The sequence below is a fragment of the Rhizobacter sp. P1_G5 genome, from assembly GCF_056405435.1.
Genome location: NZ_JBFUCB010000057.1, coordinates 1 through 17,276 on the forward strand (window position 1 = coordinate 1; position 17,276 = coordinate 17,276).

15 protein-coding genes are annotated in these 17,276 nt (G+C 71.3%); 4 read left to right on the plus strand and 11 right to left on the minus strand.

Annotated features, from left to right (window positions below; all coding sequences use genetic code 11):
• The 3 genes from ypfH to AC1D12_RS06630 all read right to left on the minus strand — a co-directional run.
• On the minus strand, positions 1–488 hold a 488-nt coding region (ypfH, locus tag AC1D12_RS06620; protein WP_477839485.1), incomplete at its 3' end, for an esterase.
• 90 nt (positions 489–578) lie between these two features.
• Entirely contained in the window at positions 579–1,556 is a 978-nt protein-coding gene (locus AC1D12_RS06625) for a Bug family tripartite tricarboxylate transporter substrate binding protein (protein WP_477825404.1), read from the minus strand.
• A complete protein-coding gene (locus AC1D12_RS06630; RefSeq protein ID WP_477839487.1) occupies positions 1,553–2,482 on the minus strand; it encodes a LysR substrate-binding domain-containing protein in 930 nt (309 codons plus the stop codon). Before AC1D12_RS06630 ends, AC1D12_RS06625 begins: the two co-directional genes overlap by 4 nt.
• Positions 2,483–2,614: 132 nt before the next feature.
• Here AC1D12_RS06630 and AC1D12_RS06635 point away from each other — a divergent pair, with 132 nt between their 5' ends.
• Genes AC1D12_RS06635 through AC1D12_RS06645 form a run of 3 tightly spaced genes read left to right on the plus strand, consistent with a single transcriptional unit; the run spans position 2,615 to position 7,676 of the window.
• Complete coding sequence (locus AC1D12_RS06635; RefSeq protein ID WP_477839489.1) at positions 2,615–5,287, plus strand: tannase/feruloyl esterase family alpha/beta hydrolase; 2,673 nt, start codon at positions 2,615–2,617, stop codon at positions 5,285–5,287.
• Between the two features lie 2 nt (positions 5,288–5,289).
• A complete protein-coding gene (locus AC1D12_RS06640) occupies positions 5,290–6,606 on the plus strand; it encodes an alpha/beta hydrolase family protein (RefSeq protein ID WP_477825401.1) in 1,317 nt (438 codons plus the stop codon).
• A gap of 56 nt (positions 6,607–6,662) precedes the next feature.
• Complete coding sequence (locus tag AC1D12_RS06645; protein ID WP_477825400.1) at positions 6,663–7,676, plus strand: DMT family transporter; 1,014 nt, start codon at positions 6,663–6,665, stop codon at positions 7,674–7,676.
• 216 nt (positions 7,677–7,892) lie between these two features.
• On the opposite strand, the gene AC1D12_RS06650 is transcribed toward AC1D12_RS06645, so the two are convergent.
• The 7 genes from AC1D12_RS06650 to AC1D12_RS06680 all read right to left on the minus strand — a co-directional run bounded on the left by AC1D12_RS06650 (position 7,893) and on the right by AC1D12_RS06680 (position 14,634).
• The gene (locus tag AC1D12_RS06650; RefSeq protein ID WP_047509724.1) at positions 7,893–8,096 is read right to left on the minus strand and encodes a CsbD family protein; all 204 of its coding nucleotides are present in this window, start codon (positions 8,094–8,096) and stop codon (positions 7,893–7,895) included.
• A 125-nt stretch (positions 8,097–8,221) separates the two neighbouring features.
• Positions 8,222–9,469 carry a glycolate oxidase subunit GlcF gene (gene glcF / locus AC1D12_RS06655; protein WP_477839491.1) on the minus strand — a complete coding sequence of 416 codons (1,248 nt, stop codon included), beginning with the start codon at positions 9,467–9,469 and terminating at the stop codon, positions 8,222–8,224.
• Between the two features lie 3 nt (positions 9,470–9,472).
• On the minus strand, positions 9,473–10,564 hold the full coding sequence (gene glcE, locus AC1D12_RS06660; protein ID WP_477825399.1) for a glycolate oxidase subunit GlcE: 1,092 nt from the start codon (positions 10,562–10,564) through the stop codon (positions 9,473–9,475).
• A 7-nt stretch (positions 10,565–10,571) separates the two neighbouring features.
• The gene (locus tag AC1D12_RS06665) at positions 10,572–12,089 is read right to left on the minus strand and encodes an FAD-linked oxidase C-terminal domain-containing protein (RefSeq protein WP_477839493.1); all 1,518 of its coding nucleotides are present in this window, start codon (positions 12,087–12,089) and stop codon (positions 10,572–10,574) included.
• Positions 12,090–12,144: 55 nt separating this feature from the next.
• Complete coding sequence (locus AC1D12_RS06670) at positions 12,145–12,699, minus strand: GNAT family N-acetyltransferase (RefSeq protein ID WP_477825247.1); 555 nt, start codon at positions 12,697–12,699, stop codon at positions 12,145–12,147.
• Positions 12,696–13,925 (minus strand): FIST signal transduction protein, encoded by a 1,230-nt coding sequence (locus AC1D12_RS06675; protein WP_477839495.1) that lies wholly within the window; start codon positions 13,923–13,925, stop codon positions 12,696–12,698. Before AC1D12_RS06675 ends, AC1D12_RS06670 begins: the two co-directional genes overlap by 4 nt.
• A gap of 13 nt (positions 13,926–13,938) precedes the next feature.
• A complete protein-coding gene (locus AC1D12_RS06680) occupies positions 13,939–14,634 on the minus strand; it encodes a PhaM family polyhydroxyalkanoate granule multifunctional regulatory protein (protein WP_477825249.1) in 696 nt (231 codons plus the stop codon).
• A 230-nt stretch (positions 14,635–14,864) separates the two neighbouring features.
• Here AC1D12_RS06680 and AC1D12_RS06685 point away from each other — a divergent pair, with 230 nt between their 5' ends.
• Positions 14,865–16,685: a S8 family peptidase gene (locus AC1D12_RS06685; RefSeq protein ID WP_465110401.1), complete on the plus strand. Its 1,821-nt coding sequence runs from the start codon at positions 14,865–14,867 to the stop codon at positions 16,683–16,685.
• Here the strand turns inward: AC1D12_RS06685 and AC1D12_RS06690 are convergent.
• On the minus strand, positions 16,686–17,276 hold a 591-nt coding region (locus AC1D12_RS06690), incomplete at its 5' end, for a TraB/GumN family protein (protein WP_477839497.1).

Sequence of the window (17,276 nt, forward strand, 5' to 3'; positions counted from 1 at the left end):
CCGTGGAACAGGTGCACGGTGGTGTCCTCGGGGGCGTGCCCGGGCGCGGTGGCATGGCGGCCGCTGAAGGCCAGCACGCGGCCGGCCAGCGCCGGCTCGGCCTGCACGGCCTCGAGCGCCATGATCGCGCCCTGCGAGAAGCCGGCCAGCGCGGTGCACGGCCACGACATGTTCAGCTGCTGCTGCACGCTGCGCACCGTCGCGATGAAGCGCGGCAAGGCCTCGGCGACGCGCTGCGGGCGGTTGTCTTCGGTGATGCCCTGGATCGAGAACCACTGCCAGCCGCTGCCGCCGCCCCCGCCCGATTGCCCGCCGTCGAACGGATGCGGCGCATCGAGGCAGACCACGGCCGCCTTCGGGTACTCGGCGACCAGCCGCTGCGCGAGCGGCGCCATGTGCGAGGCATTGGCACCGACGCCGTGGAACAGCAGGAACAGCAGCTCGGGCGAACCGTCGGCGGGCAGGTGGGCGAGGGCGGTGGCAGGCATGGGTCTTCTCCGGTCAACGTGGGAGTGTGATGTGGTGGCGCCCTGGTGCCGAGCAAGGGGTTTGAACGCAGCGTTCAACGCGCGTGGGCCTCAGTCCAGCAACCCCCCCGACCGCTTCACCAGCACCTGATTCCTCCGCCGCTCCGCCGCGATCTGCTGCACGAACGCCTGCTGCGTCCCTCCCGCCGGCAGGTTGTGCGATTCACGCAGCCGCGATGCCACAACATCGCTCGCCAGCAACCGGCCGATCTCGGCGTTCAGCCGGGCCACCACCGCCGCCGGCGTGCCGGCCGGCGCGAACACGCCGAACAGCGAGCCGATGTTGGCCTGCGGATAGCCCAGCTCCGCCAGCGTCGGCACCTCCGGCAAGGCATCGAGCCGCGACGGCGCGCCGACCGCCAGCGCCTTCAGCCGCCCGGCCGCCAGCAACTGCAGCTGCGCCGACGCGACGTTGGTCGACAGGATCTCGAACTGCCCGCCGAGCGCATCGTTGATCTGCGGCCCGCCGCCCTGGTACGGCACATGCGTGATGTCGACGCCGCTTTGCAGCCGCGTCTGCGCGAGCACCATGTGGCCGCTGGTCGCGATGCCCGACGTGGCCCAGCGAACCTGCCCGGGATGCGCGCGCGCCTGCGCGATCAGGTCCGCAAAACTGTGGCCGGTGAACGCCGGCGTGCCGGCCACCAGCACCGGTGTGTTCATCACGCCGGCCACCGGCACCACGCTGCCCAGCAGGTCGCGCGGGCCGCCGGCCAGCAGCGGTTGCAGCGTCAGCGGCGAGATGGCCGAGAACGCGAGCGTGCAACCATCCGGCACGGCGCGTGACAGCACCTCCATGCCCAGCGCGCCGCCGGCACCGCCCCGGTTCTCGACGACCACCGGCACGCCCAGCGCTTGCGCCAGCGGCTCGGCCAGCGTGCGCGCCATCGCATCGCTGACGCCGCCTGGCGGGTAGACCACGATCAGGTGCACCGCCCGGTTCGGCCACGGAGCACCCGCTGGCGCAGCGGCGGCCATGACAGGCCACGCCAGCGCGGCGCGCACGATCTGTCGACGGGTCGCGTTCATGCCTTCACCTGCTTCGATGCCAGCTCGCGCGCCAAGGCCGTGAAGCGCTGCGCCGGCAGGTTGTCCTCATCGTTGCGCGACACCAGCGTCAGCGGTGCATCGAGCGACCCGCTGCCCGCCAGCCGTCGATAAGCGATCGCATGCGGATGCGCGCCGGTCATCGAGGCCGGCACCACCGACAGCCCCGCGCCAGCCGCCACCAGGTTCAGGTTCGTCATCATCCGGTCGACCTCGGCGACGATGCGCGGCCGCAGGCCCTTCGCATGGCACAGCGCGAGCAGCTCGGCATACAGCCCGGGCGCACCGGGCCGGCGCACCAGGATCAATCCCTCGCTGCACAGCTGCGCCAACGTCAGAGGTCGCGCGGCCGCACCACTGCGCTTCGACGCCGCCGCGAACGCATGGTCGCTCGGCATCGCGGCCATCACCGGCTCGCGCAGCAGCGTCTCGAACTGCAGGCCCTCGGGCCGCGCGACCGGCACCCGCAGCAGCGCGCAGTGCAGCCGGCCGGCCGACAGCGCCTCGGTCAGCTCGGCGGCGTTCTCCTCGCGCAGCTGCAGCTCCACTTGCGGGTGCAGGCGCCGGAACGCGCGCAGCAGCTCGGGCATGAAGCGGTGCGCCGCGGCCGAGCTGGTGAAGCCGATCGCGAGCGTTCCCTCCTGCCCCTGCGCGACGCGCGCCATGCGCTGCGTCATCGTCTCCATGCCCTGCAGCATGCGCGTGGCCTCGACCTGGAACTGCCGCCCCGCATCGGTGAGCGCCATGCCGCGCGGATGGCGGCGGAACAGCGACAGCCCCAGCTCGCGCTCCAGCGCATGGATCTGCTGGCTCAGCGGCGGCTGCTGGATGCCCAGCTGCTCGGCCGCACGCGTCATGTGGCCGGTCTGCGCGACGGCCGCGAAATAGCGGAGCTGTCTCATCTCCATGGCGTCATCTCCATATGTTTTTCGTATCGGAATGGCCTGCTTATTTTATTTGACCGCAGATCAGGCACGCGCCTATCGTCGCGGCGCTGTTCAACCAGAAGGCCCTCGAGGCCTCAGACCGGAGACAAACCCATGGGCCCTGGCCGCCGCCTGGACGGACGCGTCGTGCAACGCATCCGTCCCTTCTTTTCCATCCTCGCGCTGTCCGCGCTACTCGCCGCTTGCGGCGGTGGCGGCGATGACGGCACCCCTGCGCCCGAGGGTCCGCCGGTCGCCACCGGCACCGCGTGCGCGGACCTCGCCGGCCTGACGTTCACGGCCGCGCAGATCGGCCTGCCGACGCAAGGCGCCAGCGTGACCAGCGCCACTTTGGTCGCCGCCACCGACGCCGGCAACAYGCTCGGCGACTACTGCCGCGTGCGCGGCACCATCGCCCCGGTCGACCCGCAGGCGCCGGCCATCACCTTCGCCGTCAACCTGCCGGCGCAGTGGAACCACAAGGCCATCCACTTCGGCGGCGGCGGCTTCAACGGCACGMTGATCGACGGCACCGAGCCGCTGCGCTTCGGCCCCGCCGGCAAGCCGGCGCCGCTCGCGCTCGGCTATGCGACCTTCGGCGACGACGGCGGCCACCAGAGCAGCAGCATCACCGACGGCACGTTCGCCGCCAACGACGAATCGCTCGCCAACTACGGCGGCCAGTCGCTGAAGAAGACGCACGACGTCGCGATGCTGCTGGTGAAGACGCGCTACGGCGCGGCGCCCGACAAGGCGTACTTCCTCGGCACCTCCACCGGCGGGCGCGATGCGCTGCTGCACATCCAGCGCTGGCCGGCCGACTACGACGGCGTGGTCGCCAACGAGCCGGCGCTCAACTACAGCGGCACGCGGCTGTCGAACGTGGCCGTCGGGCGCGCGCTGTATGCGAACGGCGGCGCCGGCTGGGTCAACCTCGCGAAGACGCTGCTGGTGCAGAAGACCGTGCTGGCCGCTTGCGACAAGCTCGACGGCGCCGCCGACGGCATCGTCAGCAATGTCGAGAGCTGCCGGAAGCTGAACCCGCAGATCCTTGCGACGCTGCGCTGCGCCGGCGGCACCGACGGCGGCGACAGCTGCCTGTCCGATGCCCAGCTGACGACCATTCGCACGATCGAGTCGCCGCTCGAACTGAACGGCTACACGCTGGCGAAGGGCGTCACGCGCGCCGGCGGCTACAACATCCTCGAAGGCACGCTGGTCGCCGGCCCCTCCACCTCGCGCGATCTCGGCACGCGCCCGGTGCCGGGCAACCCGGCCACCACCGCCGATGCCAACGTCTACGTCACCGGCGACCAGTGGGCGAAGTACTTCGTCACCCGCGATGCCGGCTTCGACACGCTGACGCTCGACCCGGTCACGGGCGGCGCCTGGGCCGCGCGCATCTCCGCGGTCTCGGCATTGACCGACGCGCTCGATGCCGACCTGTCGCCGTTCCTCGCGCACGGCGGCCGGCTGATCCTGCTGCACGGCCTGGCCGACGAGGTGATCAGCAACAACTCGACGATCGAGTACTACGGCCGCGTGAAGAGCAGCGTCGGCGATGCGGCCACCGAGCAAGGCATCCGCTTCTACACGGTGCCGGGCATGGGGCACGGCACGGGGGTCTTCCTCCCGAGCTGGGATTCGCTGGCGGCGCTGGAGACGTGGGTCGAGAAGGGCGTGGCACCTGAGACCGGCGTCGTGACCGACACCGTCGCCGCGACCGCCGGCCGCACGCGCCCGCTGTGCCGCTTCCCGGCATGGCCGAAGTACAAGGGCAGCGGCAGCCAGGACGCCGCGTCCAACTACAGCTGCGTGCAGGAGGCGGCCGATCCGCTCGCCTGCCCCAACCTGCCGGCCTCGGCGATCACCTACAAGGGCGGCAACCTGTTCGGCGAGGAACTCAGCGTCGCGCTCGACCCGGCGGCGATGGCCTACACGATCACGATCGACGCCAGCGGGCAACGCGCAGCCGGCACGCAGCGCAGCGGCGCGTTGCTGCCGAAGGGCAACTGCGTGTTCTCGAGCGGCGAGAACGGGGCCGACTTCACGTTCGGCGCCGGTGGCCTGCTGCAGGGCGGCGTCGCGGCGCCGACCGGCGGCACGTCGATCGGCCTGATCGCGTTCCAGAGCACCTTCCAGAACGCGGCGACGCCGACGGTGTTCAACCCGATCGCCAACATCTTCGACGTGACCGGCGTGCAATACGGCGCCGACGGCGTCGCGACGGCCTACGCCGCGTCGTCGCGGGTGCGCAATGCCGGCACCTTCCAGCACTGCCAGGATCCGGCCAGCGGGCGCTTCATGACCTACGACGCCGCCTGCACGTCGACCGCGAAGGGCTACGTCACCTACAACGGCACGCGCAACGCATTCGACGTGTTCACCACCTCGCCGACCGGCGGCGCCACCACCACCGGCGGCACGCTGTCGGGCTCGGTCGTGTTCGGCCAGGTCGGTGCGACCACGGTGCCGCTGTTCCTGGTGCGCGACCCGTCCGGCGCGCACGGCCTGCGTTTGTACGCACCGCAGACGCCGCTGGCCGCCGGCAGCGCCGACGGGCACTTCGCGCTCGCCGCGAGCGACGGCAGCCAGGCCGCTGCGGTGGTGTCGGGCACAAGCCTGACGCTGGGCAGCAACACCGGCACGCTGGCCTACGACGCGCCGGTGCTGGGCGTCGCGCAGAGCAGCGGTGCCGCCGCGGGCAATTTCGTGTTCAATGCCGGCGTGCTGGGCTATGTGTCGACCGGCGCCGGCGCGGTCTACCAACTCGGGATCAGGAACTGATGATGAAGAATGCCTCGGGACGCTGGCGGGCCTGGGCCCTCGCCGCGTCGCTGGCCGCGGTGATGCCGATCGCGCGCGCCGAGCCGCAGGCGGCGCCTTGTCCCGAAGGCGTGGCGGCCGACGCGCACTGCTACAACGGCCGCGATGCGGAGGGCGCGCTGTATTGGATCGCGATGCCCGCCGACTGGAACCAGGTGCTGGTCGTGCATGCGCACGGCGGGCCGGAGGTCGGCACGCCGTCGCTCGCGCGCAGCGCCGAAGACCTGCAGCGCTGGGCCGTGATGGTGAAGGCCGGCTATGCCTGGGCCGGCTCCAGCTACCGGCGCGGCGGCTACGGCGTCACGATGGCGGCTGAAGACACCGAGCGGCTGCGCCGGCTGTTCATCGAGCGCTTCGGCAAGCCGCGCCGCACCGTGCTGCATGGGCAGAGCTACGGTGCCGGCGTGGCAGCGAAGGCGGCCGAGCTCTACGGGCCGCCGGCCTACGACGGCGTGCTGCTCACCAGCGGCGTGCTGGGCGGCGGCAACAACGCCTACGACTTCCGGCTCGACCTGCGCGTGGTCTACCAGCAGGTCTGCCACAACCACCCGAAGCCTGATGAGCCGGCCTACCCGCTGTGGCAGGGCCTGCCGCTCGATTCGAAGCTGACGCGTGCCGAACTGGCCGAGCGCGTCAAGGAGTGCACCGGCGTCGGCCTGCCGGCCGCGCAGCGTTCGCCGGAGCAGGCGGCGCGGCTGCACACCATCCTGTCGGTGGTGCACATCCCCGAGCGCAGCCTGCTCGGCCACCTGCAGTGGGGCACCTGGCTGTTCCAGGACCTGACGCAGAAGCGCCTGGGCGCCCGCAACCCGTTCGGCAACGCGAAGGTCGTCTACAGCGGTTCGGGCGACGATGCCGCGCTGAACAAGCAGGTGCTGCGCTACGCCGCCGACCCGCAGGCGGTGGCGGCGCTCGCGGCCGACAGCCGCCCCACCGGCCGGCTGAAGCTGCCGGTGCTGACGCTGCACGCCATCCATGACCCTACTGCCTTCGTCGAGCTGGAGAGTGCGTACCGCGAGATCGTCGAGGCGGCCGGTGCGTCGTCGTGGCTGGTGCAGACCTTCAGCGACGAGGCCGACCACAGCTACCTGGGCGACCCGGAGTACCCGGCGCTGCTGACGGCGCTGCTGCGCTGGGTCGACGACGGCGAGCGGCCGAGTCCGGAGGGCGTCGCGAAGCTGTGCACGGCCAACGAGGCGCGCTTCGGCGGTGGCTGCAAGTTCCGGCCGGAGTACCGCCCTGCACCGCTGTCGTCGCGGGTGCCGGAACGGGTGCCCTGAAGGCCGACGGCAATCTCGTACAAGACCGCCGGCCGCCGAGGCGCGACACTGCGCCGATGACGCCTCCCGCCCTGCTCACCGGAACCCTGTTCGCCCTTGCCGCCGGCCTGATGTGGGGCCTCGTGTTCGTCGGCCCGCTGATGCTGCCGGAGTACCCGGCCGCGCTGCAATCCTTCGGCCGCTACCTGGCCTTCGGGCTGATCGCGCTGCCGCTCGGCTGGCTCGACCGTGCGCGACTGTCGCAGCTGACCCGCGCCGACTGGATCGAGGCGCTGAAGCTCGCGGCGATCGGCAACGTCGTCTACTACCTGTTCCTCGCGAGCGCGATCCAACGCGCCGGCGGGCCGCTGCCGACGATGATCATCGGCACGCTGCCGGTCGTGATCGCGATCTGCGCCAACCTGCGGGGTCGACGTGGCGAGGGTGCCGGCGGCGAGCCGATCGCCTGGGCGCGGCTGCTGCCGTCGCTGCTGCTGATCGGCGCGGGCATCGGGCTCGTCAACCACGTCGAGATCGGGCACCTGCGCGCCGATCCGCAGGCCGACCTGGGCCGCTATGCCTGGGGTGCCGTGCTGGCGGTCGGCGCCGTCGTCTGCTGGACCTGGTACCCGTTGCGCAATGCCGACTGGCTGCGCGCCCACCCGGACCGCAGCCCGCGCAGCTGGGCGACGGCACAGGGCCTGGCGACGCTGCCGCTCGCCGCGGTCGGGTATGCAGGCACGTGGCTGTGGATGGCGCTGCAGGGTGATGCAGCGGGCGGGGGCTTCGCGATGCCCTTCGGCCCGCGCCCCGGCGATTTCATCGCGCTGATGTTTGCGATCGGCCTGTTCGCCTCATGGCTCGGCACGCTGTGCTGGAACGAGGCCAGCCAGCGCTTGCCGACGGCCCTGGCGGGGCAGTTGATCGTGTTCGAGACGCTGTCGGCGCTGGCCTATGCGTTCGTGCTGCGCCGCAGCTGGCCTCAGGCCGAGACCTTGGCGGGCGTGGCTTTGCTGGTGGCCGGCGTGCTGTGGGCACTGCGCAGCAAGGCGGCGACGCCGGTCGCGCTGACCTCGGAGCTGCACCCCTGAGGGGCTTCTTCGCCCGGCGCGTCATCGTTGGCCGCGTCGGTGACGACATGCGACGCCACGGTGGCGACCAGGCGGCGGTTGCGGTACCAGGCGCTGACGCGCTCGGCGGCTTGCAGGGTTTCGATGTTCATGATCAGTCGGCATTGAAGTTGAAGCAGCCCGGTCGCGCCGTGCGCGGCCCGGGCCGGGAGCGGTGATGCGAGATCGATCGGGCGATCAATCGTCGATGCGCTTGCCGATGTCCTTCGCGACATCGGCGACCTTCTTCTTCGCATCGCCGTACGCGGCTTGCGACTTGCCGGCCACCTGGTCGGCGACGCCTTCGGAGCGCAGGCGGTCGTTGCCCACGACCTTGCCGGTGGTTTCCTTGATCTTGCCCTTGACGTCTTCGACGCGGCCCTTGACCTGGTCCTTGTTCATGGTGACTCCTTGTTCAAGGCAGCACGGTGTGCGCTGCGGTGAACACAGTGTCGGCGTCGATGCGGGGCAGGTCTGTCGGACGTGGCCGCGTTCGATGTCGGACAAATCCGTCCGTTTCTGTGGGGTCAGGCGGCCAGCGCCTCGTCGAGCACCTCGATCCAGTGGCGCACCGGGATCGCCGTACCGCTCTGCAGGTGCTGGATGCAGCCCACGTTGGCCGAAATGATCGCCTGCGGCTGCAGCGCGTCGAGGTGGCCGAGCTTGCGGTCGCGCAGCTGGTACGCGAGCTCCGGTTGCAGCACCGAGTAGGTACCGGCCGAGCCGCAGCACAGGTGGCTCTCGCTGGCCGCGACGCGCACCTCGAAGCCGAGCGTTGTCAGATGAGTCTCGACACCGCCGCGCAGCTGCTGGCCGTGCTGCAGCGTGCACGGCGGGTGGAAGGCGAGCGAGCGCAGCCCGGCCTTGCCGTCGCGCAGTTTCATGCGCGGCTTCAGCCGCGGCACCAGCTCGGGCAGCAGCTCGCTGAGGTCGCAGGTCAACTCGGCGATGCGCCGGGCCTTCTCGGCATAGGCCGGGTCGCGGGCGAGCGCATGGCCGTAGTCCTTCACCGTCACGCCGCAGCCGGACGCGTTCATCACGATCGCCTCGACCTGGTTCGACACCACCTGCGGCCACCAGGCGTCGATGTTGCGSCGCATGTCGTCGAGCCCGCCGTCGATGTCGCCCAGGTGGGTGCGGATCGCGCCGCAGCAGCCGGCCTCGTCGGCCACCACCGTCTGGATGCCGGCCGCGTCGAGCACGCGCGCGGTCGCGCTGTTGATGTTGGGCGCCATCGCCGGTTGCACGCAGCCCATCAGCAGCAGCATCTTGCGCGGGTGCTGGCGCGTCGGCCAGCGGTGCGCCGCCGCGCCTGCTCGGGGCGGCACCTTGTTGCGCAGCGTCGACGGCAGCAGCGGCCGCACTGCCTGGCCGAGCTTCAGCGCCGGCGCGAACAGCGGCGAGGTCAGCCCCTCCTTCAGCAGCCAGCGCACCGCGCGTTCGCCGCGCGGGCGCTCGACGCGCGCGTCGACCAGCTTGCGGCCGATCTCGACCAGCTCGCCGTACTGCACGCCCGACGGGCAGGTGCTCTCGCAGTTGYGGCAGGTCAGGCAGCGGTCCAGGTGCTGCTGCGTGCTGCGCGTGACCGGCTCGCCCTCGAGCACCTGCTTCATCAGGTAGATGCGTCCGCGCGGGCCGTCGAGCTCGTCGCCGAGCAGCTGGTAGGTCGGGCAGGTCGCGGTGCAGAAGCCGCAGTGCACGCACTTGCGCAGGATCGCCTCGGCGGCGTCGCCGTCGGGCGTTCCCTTGAACTCGGAGGACAACCTGGTTTGCATCGATCAAAGATCCGGGTAGAGGCGGCCGGGATTGAACACGCCCTGCGGGTCGAAGGACTTCTTCAGCTCGCGGTGGATGCGGTCGAGCGGCGTGCGCAGCGGCGCGAACGCGCCGGCCGACTTGTCGTTCGACATGAACAGCGTCGCATGGCCGCCGACCAGCGTCGCCGCATCGCGCACCAGCGCCGCCGGCAGCGCGGTGCACAGCCAGCGCTGCGCGCCGCCCCATTCGATCAGCTGCTCGCCCGACACGGCCAGCGGCGGCGCGGTCGGYGGCACCGACAGCCGCCACAGTGCGCCGCCGTGCTCCACCGCCGCGCGCGCCTTCTCGAAGTACTCGTCGGTCTGGTTGCGCAGGCCGCGCCAGAACGTGATCGCCTGCGTCGGCTCGATCACGTCGCCGCCGAGCGCGGCGAGCGCCGACTGCACCGCCGCGAGCGCGCCGCGCAGCCGCACGACGAGCATGCCGTCCCACCAGGCGCTGGCATTGATCGGCAGCGGCAGGCCGGTCCATTCGTTGATCTTCTGCATCGCGCTGATCTGCGCCAGCTCGAAGCGCACGGTGGCGGTGGCCGGTGCGAGCGGCAGCACCTTCAGCGAGACCTCGAGGATCACGCCCAGCGTGCCGAGCGAGCCGGCGAGCAGCCGCGAGACGTCGTAGCCGGCGACGTTCTTCATCACCTGGCCGCCGAAGCTGAGCACCTCGGCGCGCCCGTTCAGCAGCGTCGCGCCGAGCACGTAGTCGCGCACCGCGCCGACCGCCGCGCGCGGCGGGCCCGACAAGCCGGCCGCCACCATGCCGCCGACGGTGCTGCCCGGCCCGAAGTGCGGTGGCTCGAACGGCAGGTACTGGTTCTTCTCCGCGAGCGCGGCCTCGAGCGTCGCGAGCGAGGTGCCGCAGCGCGCGGTGACGACGAGCTCGGTCGGTTCGTAGCTGGAGATGCCTTCGAGCACCGTGGTGTCGAGGATCTCGCCCTGCGGCGGCTCGCCGTAGAAGTCCTTGGTGCCGCCGCCGCGGATGCGCAGTTGCGCACCGGCGGCGCGGGCGGCTTCGACCTTGTCGACGAGGATCTGCAGTGCGGGGTCGTGGGTCATCAGGACATCAGAAGCGGGGAATGTCGGCGAACGGCAGCAGCCCGCGCTTCACGTGCATGCGGCCGTACTCCGCGCAGCGCACCAGCGTCGGGATCACCTTGCCGGGGTTCAGCAGCCCGGCCGGATCGAACGCATGCTTGACGGCCAGCATCTGCTCGCGCTCGGCATCGGAGAACTGCACGCACATCGACGACAGCTTCTCGACGCCCACGCCGTGCTCGCCGGTCACCGAGCCGCCCATCGCGACGCTGGTCTCGAGGATGTCGGCGCCGAACAGCTCGCAGCGGTGCAGCTGGTCGGGGTCGTTCGCGTCGAACAGGATCAGCGGGTGCAGGTTGCCGTCGCCGGCATGGAACACGTTGGCGCAACGCAGCCCGTACTTCTTCTCCATCTCGCCGATCGCGAGCAGGATGTCGGCCAGCCGCTTGCGCGGGATCGTCGAATCCATGCACATGTAGTCGGGGCTGATGCGCCCGCTCGCCGGGAAGGCGTTCTTGCGGCCGCTCCAGAAGCGCAGCCGCTGCGCCTCGTCCTTGCTGACCTCCATGCGTGCCGCGCCGCTGCCGGCCAGCACGTCGAGCATGCGGCCGATCTCCTCGGCCACCTCTTCGGGCGTGCCGTCGCTCTCGCACAGCAGGATGGCCTGGGCGTTCAGGTCGTAGCCGGCGTGCACGAAATCCTCGACGGCGGCCGTCATCGGCTTGTCCATCATCTCGAGCCCGGCCGGGATGATGCCGGCGGCGATCACGTTGGCGACCGCGTCGCCGGCCTGCCGGATGTCGTCGAAGCTCGCCATGATGCAGCGCGCGAGCAGCGGCTTGGGCACCAGCTTCACGGTGACCTCGGTGACGACCGCGAGCATGCCCTCGCTGCCGACCAGCACCGACATCAGGTCGAGCCCGGCGGCGTCGAGCGCCTCGGAGCCGAACTCCACCGCCTCGCCCTGCGCGGTGAAGCCGCGCACGCGCAGCACGTTGTGGATCGTCAGCCCGTACTTCAGGCAGTGCACGCCGCCGGAGTTCTCGGCCACGTTGCCGCCGATGGTGCAGGCGATCTGGCTGCTCGGGTCGGGCGCGTAGTACAGCCCGTAGGGGGCGGCCGCCTCGCTGATCGCGAGGTTGCGCACGCCGCACTGCACGGTGGCGGTGCGTGCCAGCACGTCGACCTTCAGGATGCGGTTGAACTTGGCCAGGCTCAGCGTGACGCCCAGCGCATGCGGCAGCGCGCCGCCGCTCAGGCCGGTGCCGGCGCCGCGCGCGACCACCGGCACGCCGAGCCGGTCGCAGGCGCGCAGCACCGCGGCGACCTGGTCCTCGGTCTCGGGCAGGGCCACCACCAGCGGCTGCTGGCGGTAGGCGGTGAGGCCGTCGCATTCGTACGGCACGGTGTCTTCGCCGCGCGACAGCAGCGCATGCGCCGGCAGCAGCGGGGACAGTTCAGCGACGACCTGCGCGCGGCGTTGCGCGCGTTCGTCGGCGCTGGGCGCACCGGCACCGGTCGCGTGGACCGGAAGAAGGGCATTCACGGGGTCAGGTCTCCCACATCGGCCTGTTCGACGAGCCCACGACTGTAGCGCGTGCTCATGGCGCTTCGGCCGCGTACAGCACATGCGCGCGCAGCGGGTGGCCGGCGGCGATGCGCGGGTGATCGAACTGCGCGCGCTGCGCCAGGCCGATGCGTTCCATGACCCGGCGCGACGGCTGGTTGTCCAGCGCCGTGAACGAGACCACCTGCGGCAGGCGCATCACCTGCCACGCATGATCGAGCACGAGACGGGCGGCCTCGCTGGCGAAGCCCTGTCCCCAGGCCGCGCGCACCAGCCGCCAACCGATCTCCCGGGGATCCGGCGCGATGCCTGGCACCGGAAGCTCGAACGGCACCGCAGAGAGCCCGACGAAGCCGGCAAACGGCAGGCCCGGCACTTCCAGCGCCCACAGCCCGTGCCCGAACTGCTCGATGTGCAGCCGCGCACGTGCCGCGAAGGCATCGCTCTGCTCGCGCGTCAGCGGCGCGAGGAAATGCCGCATCACCTGCGGGTCGGCGTTCATCGCGGCGAAGGGGGCGAGGTCGTCGTCACGCCAGGGCCGCAGCGTGACACGCCCTGCACGCAGCGTGACCGGTGCATGAAGGCTCATGCGGCGGTCGTGAACACCGTCAGCACACCGGTGTAGCCGTAGAGGTGGTGGCGCGCGATCTCGCCGGCGGCGAAGAAGCCGACCAGCGGCACGTCGCCGAGCGCGCGCCGCACGATGGCGAGCTCGGCCGACGGCGCGCCGAAATGCGGGCCGCCGCGGCCGGCGCAGCTCACGTAGACCGCACCGGCCATGCGGCGCGCCGCATGCGGGGCCGAGCTGCCGTCGGGCCCCTGCTGCAGCGCGAGCGCGGTCTCGCGCGGCATCGTCTCGGGTTCCAGCTCCTCGCGGATCTCGCTGCAGATGCGCACCAGGTCGCGCCGCGCCGCCTCGGTGCTGCGGGTGCAGAACGCCAGGTGCATGCCGGGTTCGACCTGGTCGCTGACCGCGACGCCGCGCTGCTGCGGGTCGATGCCGACCAGGTGGCGCACCCGCGTGTCGGTGCCGAACTGGCCGGGCCGCGCCATCAGGTCGTCGCGCGGGTCGCTCAGGCCGACCAGCGTCTGGCGCAGCCGCGGCAGCGCCTCGCGCGGTTCGTCGCCGTCGATCTTCAGGTCGCGCAGCAGGCAGTCGAGCGCCGGCTCGTCGTCGAGCTGCGCGACCACGTTGCGCTCGCCCTGCGTGATGCGGCGTGCCGGGCCGACCGGCTGGCAGCCCTGCGTCACGCGCGAGACCAGGCTCACCTCACGGCTGAACGCGACGCCGGACAGGCCGCCGTCGAACACGCCGTCGGCGATGTGCAGCGCCTGCGTGCGCGCCGACGCGAGGCCACCGAACAGGTAGCCGGTGGCGGTGCGGTCGCTCATCTCGGTGATCAGCTCGGCCAGGTCGGTGGCGCCCGGGTCGGCATGGACCTGCGCAGAGTTGGGCGCGAAGCCCGCATCACCATGCAGCGGTGCCGCCCCCGAGAACACGCGGAACTGCTCGCGCGGCAGGTCCGACAGCATCAGCGCGAGCGCCGGCTCGTCGAAGTACTCGACGCCGTTGGCCGCGATGCCGACGCCCACCGCGCCGACCCAGGCCACGCCCGGCCAGCGCTGGCGCAGCTCGGCCAGCAGCTCGGTGGCATGTGGCGCGTAGTGGTCGCTGAGGTAGACCCAGCCGAGCGTCGGCTCGCTGATGTGCGCACCGCCCGGGTCGGCACGTTGCGCGTCGATCTGCGCGGCCGACAGCGCGAGCGCCATGCGCCAGTCGGGGTGGGTCGCGTGGGCGTGGGCGAACAGCTTCATCGCGGCGGGCTCCTCAGCGGCGCGGCGCGGCACGCTTGCGGGCGGCTGCGGTGTTGGCTGCGGTGTTTGCCGCTGTCTTGGCGGCCGTCTTGGCCACCGCCCTGGCCGTCCGCACCGTCTTGATCGCCACCTCGCCCGGCATCGTCGCCGCGCGCTTCAGCGTCTGCCCGGCGGCGTCGACCGATTGCTTGACCAGCGCGCCGGCCAGGTTGCGCGCCGCATCCGACGCGCTGTCCTTCATCGCGGTGGCGGCGAGCTCGGTGAACTGCTTGGTGAGGGCGCCCCACCATTGCATCGGGTCGACGGCGGCGGGGTTGGCCGCGGCGGTGTCGTTTTTCGAGCGGGCCTTCGCGTCCGGCTTGCGCGCCGGCGCGGGGTCGGCTGCTGGTTCTGCAGCAGGGGTGGCCGCGGGCCTGGCCGTCAGCGAATCGCGCAGGTCTTCCATCTGCACGTTCATCGTCTTCAGCGTCGACAGCGTCATGCGCTGCACCTCGAGGGCCTGGATCGTCGCGCCCAGCATGCGGGCGTTCTGCTCGAGCCAGAACTGCACGGTGCGCAGCTCCTCGATGCGCTTCTCGAGCTCCTCGGGGTTCAGCGTCGGCGCGACCCACTGGCCGATGTTCGGCAGCGCGGCGCCGGCGTTCTTCACGAGCCCCTGCAGGAAGTCGAAACCGGGCACCAGCTTCGTGAAGTTCGGGGCCTCGGCCATGGTGTCTCCTTGTGGGCAGCTGTTGTCTTTTGGACAGCCGATTGTGCACGCCTTGCACGGGCCGCACACACACGCAACCCCTAGCACCCCCCTACCTGAAAACTCTTGCAGGTGAAGGACGAGCGGCGTTGACGCGACCCCCGCTTGTGCCCGACCCTGAGGGCGCGCCGCTGACTGTCGGCGCTTTTGCTTCCAACCTCACAAGGGAATGAGACATGACAAAGCGATCCATGCATCGAATCTCTCTGCGCAGGGTGTTGTCAGCCCTGCTGGTCCTGACGGGCGCTACCGCGCTCTCGGCCCATGCCGGCGTCCTGTCGGCAGCAGCGGCGGCCCAGAGCATCACCGCAGTACCCCAGGCCGACGTACCGACCCCCACCGACCGGCTGATCATCAAGTACCGCAGCGGCGCAGCCGGCGCCGCGTCCACGGCCTCCACCACCGAACGCAGCGTGCTGCACCGCAGCGCGCAGGATGTCGCGCTGCGCGCCGGCGTGCAGATGCAGCTGTTGCGCATCGGCGCGCTCGACACGCACGTGATGAAGTTCGACCGCCGGCTGCCGCAGGCCGACGTCGCCCAGATCGCACGTGACATCGCGGCGTCCGACCCGAACGTCGAGTACGCCGAGCCCGACCGCATCCTGCATGCGTTGTTCGTGCCGAACGACACGCAGTACGGCCAGCAATGGCAGTACTTCGAAGCCACGGCCGGCCTGAGGCTGCCGGACGCGTGGGACAAGTCCACCGGCACCGGCGTCGTCGTGTCGGTGATCGACACCGGCTACCGGCCGCACGCCGACCTGGCGGCGAACATCCTGCCCGGCTACGACTTCATTGCCGACACGGCCACCGCCAACGACGGCGGCGGGCGCGACAGCGATGCGAAGGATCCGGGCGACTGGATCACCGCCGGCGAATGCGGCACCGGCAGCACGGCCGAATCGAGCAGCTGGCACGGCACGCACGTGGCCGGCACCATCGCGGCGGTCACCAACAACGGCAGCGGCGTGGCGGGCGTGGCGTTCAACGCCAAGGTCGTGCCGGCGCGCGTGCTGGGCAAGTGCGGCGGCTACACCTCGGACATCGCGGCGGCCATCATCTGGGCCTCGGGCGGCACGGTGAGCGGCGTGCCGGCGAATGCCAACCCGGCGCGCGTGATCAACATGTCGCTGGGCGGCAGCGGCGCGTGCGACACCACCTCGCAGAACGCCATCACCTCGGCCCGCAGCCGCGGGACGGTGGTGGTGGTGGCGGCCGGCAACAGCAATGCCAACGCCTCCGGCTTCTCGCCGGCGAGTTGCAGCGGCGTCATCACCGTGGCGGCCACGAACCGCAGCGGCGGGCGTGCCTACTACTCGAACTTCGGCGCCATCGTCGACGTCGCGGCCCCGGGCGGCGACGTGCGCTCGAGTGCGGCGAACGGCATCCTGTCGACGCTGAACTCGGGCGCGACGACGCCGGGCGCCGACAGCTACGACTACTACCAGGGCACGTCGATGGCGACGCCGCACGTGGTGGGCGTGGTGGCGCTGATGCTGGCGAAGAACCCGTCGCTGACGCCGGACCAGGTGGAGACGCTGCTGAAGTCGTCGTCGCGGGCCTTCCCTGCCACCTGCTCGCAGTGCGGCGCGGGCCTGGTGGATGCCAACGCGGCGGTCGATGCAGCCGGTGGCGGCACGACGACACCGCCGACGCCGGTGACGGACACCGAGTCGAACAACACCATCGCGACGGCGCAGGCGGTGAACAAGAACTCGCTGGTGTCCGGCACGGTCGCCAGCAGCTCCGACACCGACTACTTCAAGGTGACGGTGGCGAGCGGCAGTTCGCTGACCGCGACGCTGACGCCGAACAGCAGCTCCGACTACGACCTGTACATCTACAACGCCAGCGGCACGCAGCTCGCGAAGAGCGAGAAGAGCACCGGCCTGGTCGACTCGGCCTCGGTGACCAACAGCGGCGCGAGCGCGGTGACGTACTACGTGCGCGTGCTGTACTACAGCGGCGGCACCGGCGCCACCAACGGCAAGTACACGCTGGGCATCAACTGATCAGCGCTTGAAGACGATGCGCTCGACGCGGTAGCCGCGGGCCTTCAGCAGGGCCGGGAGGCCCTGCGGCCCGATCATGTGCAGGCTGCCGACGGCGGCGAACACCCGTTCGCCGCCCTCGTGCCAGGCCGCGACCTGCTCGGCCATCGCCGGGTTGCGCTCGTCGAGCATGCGCTTCATGTCGCGCCGGTCGTCGGCCGTCTTCATGCAGTCGCACCAGCTCGCATAGCGCTCCAGCTCGTCGAGCTTGCTGCCCGACCACACGTCGGCGATGCGCTTGAGCATGCGCCGCGTCTGGCCCTTCTCGAGGTCGGCCAGCGTGCGGTCGATCATCTCGACGCGCTCCTCGGGCGTGCCGCCGGTCAGCATGTCGAGCTGCATCTCCGGCGTCTCCAGCGAATCGACCTGCTTGCCCAGCTGGTGGCCGAGCAGCGCGATGAAGGCGTCGATGCCATAGGCCGGGTCCAGCCCGTCGGCGCGGCCGGCCGTGACGGCCAGGTTCAGCGCCAGCAGCACCGGGCTCAGCGAGCGGCTGATCGCGTCGGGGATGCAGGCGGCGCGCGCCTGGCCCTGCAGGCGTTGCTCCAGCGC